Here is a 12,395-nt window from a genome sequence, read left to right as displayed (position 1 = left end):
GGAGCCGCCCGATCCGCTGCCCCACGGTGCCTGGAACATGAGCTGTGCTCCCCCGGACTCACCGCACCGGGAAGCCGTACGTGTACCCCTGCTCCCGCAGCCACGGCAGGATCCGGCCCAGTGCGGCCAGGGTCTGGGAGCGGTCACCGCCCGCGTCGTGGAAGAGGACGGTCGGGCCGTTGGCGATCTCGCTCTTGACGGTCGCGACGACGGCGTCCACGCCGGGGTGTTCGAAGTCCTTGGTGTCGACGTTCCAGCCCAGCGGCCGCATCCCGTGCGAGGCGGCGAGCTTCCGGCTGTACGGGGTGAACGCGCCGCCCGGGGCGCGGTAGTACTGCGGGTGGACGCCGCCCGACGCCTTGGTGATCATCCGCTCGGCGTCCAGGATCTCCTTGGCCTGGTACGCCTCGGACTTCTTGTCCATGGTGACGTCGTGCGAGACAGTGTGATTGCACAGGCGGTGACCGGCGGCCACGACGTCCTTGACCAGGTCGGGGTAGGCCTGGGCCTGCGTGCCCACCATGCAGAACGTGGCCTTGACTCCGTTCTCCTTGAGGAGCCGCAGCACCTGGGGCGTCCAGGTGGGGTCCGGGCCGTCGTCGATGGTGATGTTGACGCCCTGGGGGCCCTTGTCCGACGCGTGGGCGATGTCCTCCGCGACCTTCTCGGCCACGGGCCGGCCATGGTGCGACGCGACGGCCACCGGCCGCTGTCCGTCGGTGGTGCCGGCCTGCGCGGTCCACATCGAGGTGGCCGCGGCCAGTGCCGTGACCCCGAGAGCCGCCGCGATGAGCCGGCTGTGCCACGTCCTCTCTCTGTGCTTCGCCATCGTCCGCCCCGCCCCTTTGTCCGCCGCCGCTTTGATTTCCGTACCGTGCCCGTACTGCTCCCAGCAGGACAGGCGAAGGGGCCCCCGAGGATGCCTCTGTTACGGAGCGCGGACAAAACTGCGGGAGAGCGACGGCAAACGGGGCCGGAAGCCCCCGATCCGCTGCCCTGCGGTGCCTAGAAGCTGTCGTACGCAGGCCGTCCCACAGGCCGGTAGACCGCGAGGACCGTGCCGCCCTTCGTGCCCGTGACCGTGACCGGCTCCAGGGCCGTCGGGATCGCGCCGTCCGCGAACAGGCGCTTGCCGGTGCCGAGGATCACCGGGTGGATGGTGAGGCGGTACTCGTCCACCAGGTCCTCGCGCATGAGGGTCTGGGCGAGGTCTCCGCTGCCGACGACGTTGATGTTGCGGCCCTCGGTCGCCTTGAGGCGGCGTACGGCGTCGGCGGTGTCGCCCTCCAGGAGGGTGGAGTTCTGCCAGTCGACGGAGGACAGGGTGCGGGACGCCACGTACTTGTGCATGGAGTTCATGCGCTCCGTGAACGGGTTGTCCGGGTCGGCGGTCGGCCAGTACGAGGCGAAGATGTCGTACGTCTTGCGGCCGAGGAGCATCGCGTCGGAGTCCTCGTACCAGCCGGCGATCGCCTCGCCGACGCCCTCGTCGAACGTGGGCTTCTGCCAGCCGCCGTGCGGGAAGCCGCTCTCGGGGTCCTCGTCGGGGCCGCCGGGGGCCTGCATGACGCCGTCGAGGGTCAGGAACGTGGTGACGATGATCTTGCGCATGGTGTGTGTTCCTCTCGCGGTGGAGTAGCGCGGCCCCCGTCGGCCTCAGCGGACCACGTCGAAGACGTTCTTCTGGATGCCGTTCGGAAACGCCTCGTGCTCCACGAGCTTCAGGTGCTGGGTGTCCTTGTCCGCCGCGCTGAACAGGCGCTTGCCCGCGCCGAGGAGCAGCGGGAAGACGAGCAGGTGATAGCGGTCGATCAGGCCGGCGTCGGAGAGCGCGTGGTTGAGGGTGGCGCTCCCGTGGACGATGACCGGGCCGCCGTCGGTCTCCTTCAGCGCGGCGACGTCGTCCATGGACCGGAGGATGTGGGTCTCGCCCCAGGTGTCCACGAGGCCGTCCTCGGTGAGCGTGGTGGACACGACGTACTTGGGCATCGCCTTGTAGCCGGCGAACTCCTCCATGCCCGGCCACACGGGGCTGAACGCCTCGTAGCTGACCCGCCCCATCATGAGCGCCCCGGCCTCCGCCTGTTCCCGGCCCTTGATCTCGTACGCCTCGGGCAGGAAGTCGATGCCCTTGAAGGTCCAGCCGGAGTTCCGGTAGCCGGGCTCGCCGCCCGGGGCCTCCATCACACCGTCGAGGGAGACGAAGGCGGTGCTGATGAGTATGCGCATGATGTCCTCGGGGTGTGGGTGGTCGGCTTTACATGGGTTCAGACTGCGCGGTGCGGGAAAAGTCATCGGTCCGGCGTTCCGGACGGGTCCCCCGGATGGCAGAGTCGGTACGCATGATCGATGACGCAGCGAAAGACCGTCTCCACTACGTCCTGCGCAACGCGCGCGAAGCCGTGGTCTGGAAGCTCGAAGGGCTCGGGGAGTACGACATCCGGCGGCCGTTGACCTGGACCGGCACCAATCTGCTGGGGCTCGTCAAGCATCTGTCGTTCTGGGAGGCCCGGTACTTCGGGGACGTCTTCGGGCGGCCGTTCCCCGAGCCTCTTCCCCGGTGGGACGACAACGAACCGGGCAGCCGGGACATGTGGGCCGCCGAAGGGGAGACACGGGACGAGATCGTCGGCCTGTACCGCCGGGTGTGGGCGCACACGGACGCGACGATCGCCGCGCTGCCGCTCGACGCGCCCGGCCGGGTGGAGTGGTGGCGGCAGCCGGAGGTGCGGCTGTTCGACGTCATGGTCCACATGCACGGCGAGACCGCCCGCCACGCGGGCCACGCCGACATCCTCCGCGAACAACTCGACCACGCGACGGGCACGGTGGCCCAGTACGCGCAACCGCAGGAGGACGCGGCGTACTGGGAGGCGCACCGCGCGAAGGTCGAACGCGCGGCGAAGGCCGCCGCCGAGGGCGCGTAACGGGGCAGCACGGACCCGAGGGACTGCGGCGGCCTCGTAATCGGGTTGTGCGGCCGACTCGGCGCCGCCGAGGATCTGTCCATGACCACGACCACTGTTCCCGTGCTGCCGACGCCCTTCTCCGCCGCCGCGGGGCGGGGCCGGCAGCAGCCCGGCCGTCCGCGGAGGCCGACTCAGCACCGCGCGTGAGCGCGGCCCTGTTCGCGGGGCTCCTGGCCGGCTATGGCATCGCCATGCCCGTGGGAGCGGTCGCGACGTATCTCGTGGCCCTCACCGCACGGACGTCGTTGCGGGTCGGGACGTGTGCCGCGCTGGGTGTCGCGACCGCTGACGGCCTGTACGCGCTCGTCGCCGTGATCGGAGGCTCGGCGCTCGCGCCCGCCATCCAGCCGATCACGCTGCCTCTGCACTGGGCCTCGGCCGTGGTGCTCGTCGCGCTGGCGGGCCGGAGTGCCGTGACGGCCGTCGTCCAGTACCGCAGGCGGGAGGCCACCGACAGGGATGGCCGGAGGCCGATGAGTCCAGTGCGGGCCTATGCGGAGCTGCTGGGCGTCACGATGATGAACCCGATCACCGTGATCTACTTCGCGGCGCTGGTCCTCGCCGGCCAGGGGACCACCGCGCCCGACTACTGGAGCCAGGCCGTGTTCGTCCTGGCGGCCTTCGCGGCCTCCGCCAGTTGGCAACTGCTGCTCGCCGCGGGCGGAGCCCTGCTCGGCCGGGTGCTGACGGGCCCTCGCGGCCGTCTGGTCACCTCCCTGGTGTCCTGCGCCGTGATCGTCGGACTCGCCGCCCACCTGCTGGTCGCCCGGTGATGGCCGGCGGGCGCCCGGGTGCCGAGGTCGGGCCGAGCCGCGCGGCCTCACTCCGCACGGGAGGTCCGCCTGCGCAGCGCCTTCACCTCGCGGTCCGCCGCCCATGCGTCCGCCACCGGGCCCAGGTGGCCGAGCTTGTCCGGGTTGATCACCGAGCGGACCGTCTGGATACGGCCGGTCCAGCACGTCGAGGGACAGGATGTGGAGCACGCCGCCGTCGCGCACCCGGAACAGCGCGCCCGGCCGGCCGCACGATGTGTGAAGGCCGTGGGGCCCGGGCGGAGCTTCCGCCAACTCACCTGACACCATGCGCCCATGACCACCCAGGACATACAGACCCGGGGCGAGGCGCTGGTCGCCGCCGCTCTGGCCAAGGATGTGAAGGCCGCCCTCCGGCACACGGACTTCTTCGTGTTCGGCAGGCACATCGACGAGGGCATCCCCTACTGGGAGCGGGCCGTCGAGGCCGGGGACATCTGGTCGCACTACACGCTGGCCCGGTACCGGAAGATCCGCGGCGACCGGGCTGCGGCGGACGCGCTCTACCGGGAGTGGGCGGAGTTCGACGGGGGGTGCGCGTACGGGCTCGGGGTGCTGTTGCGGGAGGACGGGAGGACCGAGGAGGCCGCCGAGTGGCTGCGGAAGGGGTGGGAGAACGCACGGCACCTCGACTGCAAGATCGAGCTGGGCAAGCTCATGGCCGCCGAGGGGCGGTGCGCGGAGGCGTCCGCGTTCCTGATGAGCGAGGTGGAGCTGGGCGACATCGCCGTCTACCGCTGGTCCCGGCTCTTCGACTCGTTCGAGGAGGTCTTCGACCGGGTCGCCGCCGCCCTGGACATCGCCGAGGCCGACGAGGACGGTGCGGCCGCCCTGGCGGCGGTGCGCGAACTCTTCGAGCTGGACAAGCACTTCGCGGACTACCCGGGGCTCGCGCCGCGCGCCGACGCGCTCTACCGCCGGGGCTCCGCGCTCAGCGCCGAGGCGGGGATGTACTACGCGATGTTCCTCACCGAGACCGGCGAGGAGGGCTGGCCGGACGCCGTCGAGCTGCTGCTCCGGGCCCGCGAGGCGGAGGTCCCGCAGGCCGCCGCGCTGCTCGGCAACAAGTGCGAGCAGCGCGGGGAGATGGCGGAGGCCGAGCGCGCCCACCTGCTCGCCGTCGAGGCGGGCGAGGAGGCGCCGAAGTGGAACCTCGGGATGCTGTGCATGCGGCTCGGCCGGTACGACGAGGCCGAGCGCTGGTTCGCCGAGTTCGGCGAGGACGACAAGGACGCCGTCCAGCAGCTCGCCCGGATCGCCGTACTCCGCGAGGGCGGCCCCCGCGCGGCCGACGAGCCCGACTACCGGCAGCTGCCCGTACTGCGTGAGCGGGCCGAGGCCGGGGACGTACGGGCCGGGTACGAGTACGCCGACATGCTCAACGACTGGGGCGGCAAGAACGCCCGCTACCTGATCCCCTGGATGGAGCCCGCCGCCCGGGCCGGGGACCCGGACGCGGCGTACGACGTGGCGCAGCTGTGCGCGAAGCTGCGCCGCTTCACCGAGCGCGACAGGTGGCACCGGGTGGCCGCCGAGAAGGGCGACCGCCACTCCTGTCACCACATGGGCTGGCTCTCCGACTACCACCGCGACTACCAGGAGTCCGAGCGCTGGTACGTCCGCGCGGCCGGTCTCGGGTCCCGCCTCGACTCCATGATCGCGGGCAAGCTGATGGTCCAGCGCGGGGCGTACGCGGAGGCCGAACCGTACCTCCGCCGAGCCTGGGAGGAGGGCGACGACAACGACACGTTCCGTACGGAGACCGCCGGTTACTACGGAGTCGCCCTGCGCCACCTGGGGCGCCCGGAGGACGCCGTGGACCTCCTCGAACTCGCCGCCGACCGTTGGAATGAGGACGTGCTTCCGCACTACGACCGGGACGACCTGGACCTCCGCGCCCGGATGATCCGGCCGGAGGAGGAGCTGGAGGCGCTGGACAAGCAGTTGGAGGAGGACCCGGAGGAGGACGACCAGGAGTGACCCCGCCCCCTACCTCGGCGGCAGCGGCGGCCGCCTCAGGTCCGGGGCCGTGTCGTACGTCGGCGGCGTCGCCGGAGGGTGCGCCGCCAGCAGGTCCAGGGCCGTGCGGACCGCGTCGTCCAGGACCGCGTAGCGGCCCTCGGCCCAGTCCAGCGGGGTGCGCAGCGCCTCCAGGTCCGGTTCGACGCCGTGGTTCTCGACGGACCAGCCGTACGTGTCGAACCAGGCGGCGTTCATCGGCACCGTGATCACCGTGCCGTCGCCGAGGCGGTGGCGGCCGGTCATGCCGACGACGCCGCCCCAGGTGCGCTGGCCGACGACCGGGCCCAGCTTCAGCAGCCGGAACGCGGCCGTGATCATGTCGCCGTCGGACGAGGTCGCCTCGTCGGCCAGGGCGACCACGGGGCCCCGGGGGGCGTTGGAGGCGTACGAGACGGGCTGGGCGTTGCGGGTCAGGTCCCAGCCCAGGATCGTACGGGTGAGCTTCTCCACGACCAGCTCGCTGATGTGGCCGCCGGCGTTGCCGCGTACGTCCACGATCAGCGCGGGGCGGGACACCTCCATGCGCAGATCGCGGTTGAACTGGGCCCAGCCGGAACCGCCCATGTCGGGGATGTGGAGGTAGCCGCACCGCCCCCCGCTCAGCTCCCGGACCACCTCGCGCCGCTTGGCGACCCAGTCCTGGTAGCGCAGGGGGCGTTCGTCGACGAGGGGCACGACCGCGATGCGGCGCGGGCGGCCCCCGCCCTCCGCCGGGCGGAAGGTCAGCTCGACCGTCGTACCGCCCGCCGCCGCCAGCAGGGGGTACGGCCCGGCGACCGGGTCCACCGGGCGGCCGTCCACATGGGTCAGCACCGCGCCCTCGCGGAGGCCCGTACCGGCCAGCGGGGAACGCGCCTTGGAGTCCGACGAGTCGCCGGGCAGGATGCGCAGCAGGGTCCAGTCCCCGTCCCGGCACGCGAAGTTGGCGCCGAGCAGGCCGATCGCGCGCTGGTAGTGCGGCGGGCCCTCGTTGCGGCGCGCGGGCGACACGTACGCGTGCGAGGTGCCCAGCTCGCCCAGCACCTCGCGCAGCAGGTCCGCGAACTCGTCGGGCGTGGCGACGCGTTCGACCAGGGGGCGGTACTGGTCCAGGACCGCCTGCCAGTCGATGCCGCACATGTCCGGCTCCCAGAAGTACGAGCGGGTGATGCGGCCCGCCTCGTCGTACGCCTGGCGCCACTCCGCCGCCGGGTCCACCTCGTGCAGGATGCGGCGCAGGTCCAGATAGACGGTCGAGTCGTTGTCGCCGGGCTCCGTGGCGGGGACCGCGCGCAGCTCGCCGTCGTCCATCACGACCAGCCGGGAGGCGTCGCCGCTGACCTCGAACCAGTCGAGGTGGGCCACGAGTTCGGTCTTCTTCGCCTTGGCGATGTTGAAGTGTTCCAGGGTCGGCCGGCCCGACATGTCCGCCGGGTTGGCGAAGGTCTCGCCGAGCGCCCCGGAGATCGGCCAGCGCAGCCACACCAGCCCGCCGCCGCTGACCGGCGCCAGCGCGGAGTACTTGGAGGCGGAGACCGGGAAGGGTGTGACCCGGCTCTCCAGGCCCTCGAACTCGACCGTGACCGTGGACCCCTCCGTCATCCCCGCCTCGGCCGAGTCGACCGGGTCCAGGCCGCCCGCCGCCGGCCGCCCGTCGGGGAGCAGGGCGAAGGGGGACGGGGTCGCCGAGGAGAGCGGGACCAGGTAGGGGCGGCAGCCGAGCGGGAAGGACAGGTCGCCGGTGTGGACGTCGTACACGGGGTCGAAGCCGCGCCAGGACAGGAACGCCAGATAGCGGCCGTCGCCCGTGAAGACCGGGTTCTCGTCCTCGAAGCGGCCGTTGGTGACGTCCACGATCACCGGCTCGCCGGGGCCGCCGATCCGGGCCAGCTTGATCTTGCGCAGCGAGCGGCCGATGCCCGGGTGCGACCAGGTCAGCCAGGCGCCGTCGGGGGAGAACGCCAGGTCGCGGACGGGCCCGTTGACGGACCGGATCAGCTCGGCCGGCTCGCCCGAGGACGTCTCCTCGTCGGTGTCCAGGAGCAGCAGGCGGCCGTCGTGCGAGGCGATGGCGAGGCGTTCGCCGTCCGGGTCGGAGACCATCTCCTGGACCCGGCCGATCCGGCCCCAGGCCAGGCGGCGTGTGGGGCGGTCGCCGCTGGCGCGCGGCAGCTGGGCGATCTCGACCGCGTCCTCGCCCTCCGCGTCGGTGACGTAGGCGACCTGCCCCCCGCTGCCCAGCATCTCCGGCAGCCGCACCCGTACGCCCGGGGTGTCCGAGATGGTGCGGGCGGGCCCGTCGCGGTGCGTGAGCCAGTACAGGCTGCCGCGTACCGACACGGCGCTCGCCCGGCCCGTCTCGTCCACGGACACCGCGTCCACATGGCTGGACGCGGGCACCTGGTACGTACGGCGGCCGGCGCGCGGGCCGCCGAGCCGGACCTCCAGCTTCCGGGGCGCGGCGTCGGGTGTCTCCAGTTCGTCCACGAGCCACAGCTCGCCCGCGCACTGGTAGACCACGCGCCGCCCGTCGCTCGCCGCGTGCCGGGCGTAGAAGGCGTCGTGGTCGGTGTGGCGGCGCAGGTCCGTGCCGTCGGGGCGGCAGGAGTAGAGGTTGCCGACGCCCTCGTGGTCGGAGAGGAACGCGATCCGGCCGCCCACGAACATCGGGGTGTCGAGGTGCCCGCCGATGTCCGGCAGCAGCCGCTCGCCGTGCAGCCACAGCCGGCCCATGGCCCCGCCCCGGTAGCGCTTCCAGGCCGCCGGTTCGTGCGGTGGGGTGCCGGTGAGCAGCAGGGTGCGGCGCTCGTCCTCGATGTCGGCGATCGCGATGTCGGTGACCGGGCCCCAGGGGAGCTTGCCGCCGGGGCTGCCGTCGGTGGGGACGCTGTAGGCCCAGGAGAAGTAGGAGAACGGCTGGTTGTGCGAGGAGACGGCGAGGATCTGCGCCGCGTCGCCGGGGTCGGGCGTCCAGCCGCAGACCCGGGTGTCGGTGGAGCCCCAGTAGGTGAGCCGGCGGGACGGTCCGCCGGCGACCGGGGCGAGGTGGATCTCCGGGTCGAGGCTGCGCCACGACGTGTACGCGATCCGGGTCCCGTCGGGCGAGAACCGCGGATGGCCGACTCTGGTGCGGTCGACGGTGACCCGCCAGGCCCGTCCGGGGCGCTCCCCCTCGGCGGCGAGCGGGGCGACCCAGAGATCGTCCTCGGCCGCGAAGCAGAGCAGATCCTCGTGGAGGTGCGGGAACCGGAGATACGAGACGTCGTCACTCACCCCCCAATGCTTTCCGCGCGAGGGGGGTGCGGCAACTCAGGGAGACCCGCTTTTTGTGGTGCGAGCCACAAACGAAACCGTTCCGTTTCGCTCGGCGCGCGAGGTACCGTTCTGCTGTACGAAACGGTTTCGTTCGATGACTCATCGGACAGGAGGTCGACCATGGCACGCACACGGCTCACGCCCGAGCGTGAGAGCGAGCTGTACGCCGCCGTGCTCGACCTGCTCCGCGAGGTCGGCTACGACGCCCTCACGATGGACGCCGTCGCCGCCCGTACGCATTCCAGCAAGGCCACCCTCTACCGCCAGTGGGGGAGCAAGCCGGCGCTCGTCGTCACGGCCCTGCGGCACAACAAACCCGGCACCCTCGGCGAGGTCGACACCGGCTCGCTGCGCGGTGACTTCCACGCCGTACTCAACCGCAGTGACGACTGTCAGATGGAGAAGGACGCCGCGCTGATGCGGGGTCTGAGCCATGCCGTCCACGACAACCCCGACCTCCTGCAGGCCCTGCGCGAACTGCTGATCGAACCGGAGATGACCGGTCTCGACACGCTGCTGCGCCGGGCCGTGGACCGGGGAGAGGTGAGCCCGGAGAACCCGGCGCTCAGATACGTACCGCACATGCTGGTGGGCGCCGTCGCCACCCGGCAGCTGGTCGAGGACCGCCCCGTCGACCAGGCATTCCTCCTCGACTACGTCGACTCCGTGATCCTCCCCGCTCTCGGAGCGGGCTGAGGATCACGGCCGGGGTCGCGGCGTCTGGCACGCACATCTGCGGCGTTGCCGAAACGCCCTGGTAGCTCCGCTACGAGGACGCTTCGGCGCCTTGCAGCTGTACGCACCAGACGCCGCTCCCTGGTCCGGCCGGGATCCCCAGCCCGCTCCGGCGTCTGACGTCTCGGTCCCCGCGCTCTTCCGCACGGCCCCCTCCCCAAGCCCCACCTGACACGCCGCTCTCGTCGTCGGGCTGGTTCCTCACGCCCATTTCCACTCAACGACCTGACCGGGAGTACGCCCTCGTGGCCACATTCCTCTACAAGCTCGGACGGCTCGCCTTCCGGCGCCGCCGCTATGTCGCCCTGATCTGGGTGGCACTGCTGGCGCTCGCCGGGTTCGGCGCGTCCTCCGCAGCCACCGCGACCTCCAGCTCGTTCTCCATCCCCGGTACGGAGGCCCAGAAGGCTTTCGACCTGCTGGAACAGCGCTTCCCTGCCGCCAGCGCCGACGGCGCCACCGCGCGCATCGTCTTCAAGGCCCCCGAGCACGAGAAGATGACGGACGCGGCCAACAAGGCCGAGGTCGACAAGATCACCCGGGAGCTGAAGGAAGGCTCCGACCAGATCGCCTCGGTCACCGACCCGTACACCGGCAACGCCGTCTCCAAGAACGGCTCCACCGCGTACATCTCGGTCGCGTACAAGGTCAACTCGATGGAGCTGACCGACGCGACCCGGGACGCGCTGGAGGACGCCGGCACCCACGCCCAGAAGAGCGGGATGACCGTGGAGATCGGCGGTGACGCGCTCCAGGTGATGCCGGAGACCGGCGCCACCGAGGTCATCGGCATCGCGCTGGCCGCCGTGGTGCTCGTCATCACCTTCGGCTCGCTCATCGCGGCCGGGCTGCCGCTGCTCACCGCCCTGATCGGGGTCGGCATCGGCGTCTCCACGATCACCGCCCTGGCCAACGTGCTCGACCTGGGCAGCACCACCTCCACGCTCGCGATGATGATCGGCCTCGCCGTCGGCATCGACTACGCGCTGTTCATCGTCTCCCGCTACCGCGCCGAGCTGGCCGAGGGCCGGGAACGCGAGGAGGCGGCGGGCCGGGCGGTCGGCACGGCCGGGTCCGCGGTCGTCTTCGCCGGGCTCACCGTGGTCATCGCGCTGGTCGGCCTGGCCGTCGTCAACATCCCGATGCTGTCCAAGATGGGCTTCGCCGCGGCCGGCACGGTCGCCATCGCCGTCCTCATCGCCCTCACCCTCGTCCCGGCCCTGCTGGGCTTCGTGGGCAAGCGCGTCGTGGGCCGCAAGGCGCGCAAGGCCGCCGAGGCGGAGAACAAGCCCGAGGCCAAGCCGAACACGGGCACCCGCTGGGCCCGCTTCGTGCTGCGCAAGCCGGTCTGGGTGCTGCTCGTCGGCGTCCTGGGCCTCGGCGCCATCGCCGTACCGGCCGCCTCGCTGGAGATGGGTCTGCCGGACGACGGCTCCCAGCCCACCAGCACCACCCAGCGCCGCGCCTACGACCTGCTCTCCGACGGCTTCGGCCCCGGCTTCAACGGGCCGCTGCTCGTCGTCGTGGACACCGAGCACAGCGCGGACGGCAAGGCCGCGGCCAAGCAGGTCGGCGACGAGATCGCCGGGATCAAGGGCGTCGTCGCCGTCACCCCGGCCTCGTTCAACAAGGCCGGCGACGCGGCGATGATCACCGTCGTCCCGAAGGACCGCCCGAGCTCCGTCGAGACGGAGAACGTGGTCCACGCGATCCGCGACGCGGGCAAGGACATCACGTCCGACACCGGCGCCGAGGTGCTGGTCACCGGCTCCACCGCGATGAACATCGACTTCTCGCAGAAGATGAACGACGCGCTGCTGCCCTACCTGGCGCTCGTGGTCGGCCTCGCCTTCCTGCTGCTGATGGTGGTCTTCCGGTCGGTGCTGGTGCCGCTGAAGGCGGCGCTCGGCTTCCTGCTCTCGGTCGTCGCGGCCCTGGGCGCGGTCGTCGCGGTCTTCCAGTGGGGCTGGCTCGGCTCGCTCTTCGGGGTCGAGCAGACCGGTCCGATCATGTCGATGATGCCGATCTTCATGGTGGGCGTGGTCTTCGGCCTCGCGATGGACTACGAGGTCTTCCTCGTCACGCGGATGCGTGAGGCGTACGTCCACGGCGAGAAGCCCGGCCAGGCCATCGTCACCGGCTTCAAGCACGGGGCGCGGGTCGTCACGGCCGCCGCCGTGATCATGATCGCGGTGTTCTCCGGCTTCATCGGCTCCAGCGAGCAGATGATCAAGATGATCGGCTTCTCGCTGGCGATCGCCGTCTTCTTCGACGCGTTCATCGTGCGCATGGCGATCGTGCCCGCCGTCCTGGCGCTGCTCGGCAAGCGTGCCTGGTGGCTGCCGCGCTGGCTGGACCGCGCGCTGCCCAACGTGGACGTCGAGGGCGAGGGTCTGCGCAAGGAACTGGACGTGCCGGCCGCCGGCGACGGCGGTCCGGAGTCCGGCGGCGAGCGCGAGCTGATCCGCGTGTGAGTCCGATGCGCGTGTGAACCCGATCCGCGTGTGAGCCGCGCGGACTGAACTCCGGGGCCGCCTCCGAGCGGTGCGCGGCCCCGGGAGCC

At 71.6% G+C, this 12,395-nt stretch carries 9 protein-coding genes and 1 pseudogene; 5 read left to right on the top strand and 5 right to left on the bottom strand.

Annotation, left to right across the window (positions count from 1 at the left end; all coding sequences use genetic code 11):
- Window positions 1-58: 58 nt before the first annotated feature.
- From ACLQ2N_RS17245 to ACLQ2N_RS17235, 3 genes are all read right to left on the bottom strand, one after another.
- Entirely contained in the window at window positions 59-829 is a 771-nt protein-coding gene (locus ACLQ2N_RS17245; protein ID WP_425813836.1) for a polysaccharide deacetylase family protein, read from the bottom strand.
- A gap of 176 nt (window positions 830-1,005) precedes the next feature.
- Window positions 1,006-1,611 (bottom strand): dihydrofolate reductase family protein, encoded by a 606-nt coding sequence (locus tag ACLQ2N_RS17240; protein WP_425813834.1) that lies wholly within the window; start codon window positions 1,609-1,611, stop codon window positions 1,006-1,008.
- A 45-nt stretch (window positions 1,612-1,656) separates the two neighbouring features.
- Entirely contained in the window at window positions 1,657-2,229 is a 573-nt protein-coding gene (locus ACLQ2N_RS17235; RefSeq protein ID WP_425813832.1) for a dihydrofolate reductase family protein, read from the bottom strand.
- Between the two features lie 113 nt (window positions 2,230-2,342).
- Between ACLQ2N_RS17235 and ACLQ2N_RS17230 the strand changes: the two genes are divergently transcribed.
- Window positions 2,343-2,927, top strand: coding sequence for a DinB family protein (locus ACLQ2N_RS17230; protein ID WP_425813830.1), 585 nt, complete (start codon window positions 2,343-2,345; stop codon window positions 2,925-2,927).
- 185 nt (window positions 2,928-3,112) lie between these two features.
- Window positions 3,113-3,742 (top strand): LysE family transporter, encoded by a 630-nt coding sequence (locus tag ACLQ2N_RS17225; protein ID WP_425813828.1) that lies wholly within the window; start codon window positions 3,113-3,115, stop codon window positions 3,740-3,742.
- 47 nt (window positions 3,743-3,789) lie between these two features.
- On the opposite strand, the pseudogene ACLQ2N_RS17220 reads toward ACLQ2N_RS17225, so the two are convergent.
- Window positions 3,790-3,991: pseudogene (locus ACLQ2N_RS17220) on the bottom strand (RNA polymerase subunit sigma-24); the annotation flags it as partial.
- 66 nt (window positions 3,992-4,057) lie between these two features.
- Between ACLQ2N_RS17220 and ACLQ2N_RS17215 the strand changes: the two are divergent.
- Window positions 4,058-5,761, top strand: a complete 1,704-nt coding sequence (locus ACLQ2N_RS17215) for a sel1 repeat family protein (protein WP_425813826.1) — start codon at window positions 4,058-4,060, stop codon at window positions 5,759-5,761.
- A gap of 9 nt (window positions 5,762-5,770) precedes the next feature.
- Here ACLQ2N_RS17215 and ACLQ2N_RS17210 read toward each other — a convergent pair whose 3' ends face one another.
- Window positions 5,771-9,055, bottom strand: a complete 3,285-nt coding sequence (locus tag ACLQ2N_RS17210) for a S41 family peptidase (protein ID WP_425813824.1) — start codon at window positions 9,053-9,055, stop codon at window positions 5,771-5,773.
- 162 nt (window positions 9,056-9,217) lie between these two features.
- Here ACLQ2N_RS17210 and ACLQ2N_RS17205 point away from each other — a divergent pair, with 162 nt between their 5' ends.
- Both ACLQ2N_RS17205 and ACLQ2N_RS17200 read left to right on the top strand, forming a co-directional pair.
- Window positions 9,218-9,793 (top strand): TetR/AcrR family transcriptional regulator, encoded by a 576-nt coding sequence (locus ACLQ2N_RS17205; protein ID WP_425813822.1) that lies wholly within the window; start codon window positions 9,218-9,220, stop codon window positions 9,791-9,793.
- Window positions 9,794-10,077: 284 nt separating this feature from the next.
- Entirely contained in the window at window positions 10,078-12,306 is a 2,229-nt protein-coding gene (locus tag ACLQ2N_RS17200; RefSeq protein ID WP_425813820.1) for an MMPL family transporter, read from the top strand.
- The last annotated feature ends 89 nt before the right edge of the window (window positions 12,307-12,395 follow it).

Source organism: Streptomyces sp. DT224 (genome assembly GCF_049844595.1).
GTDB lineage: Bacteria > Actinomycetota > Actinomycetes > Streptomycetales > Streptomycetaceae > Streptomyces.
The sequence above is the reverse complement of the archived record's forward strand: the minus strand, read 5'-3'. Positions and strand labels throughout refer to the sequence as shown.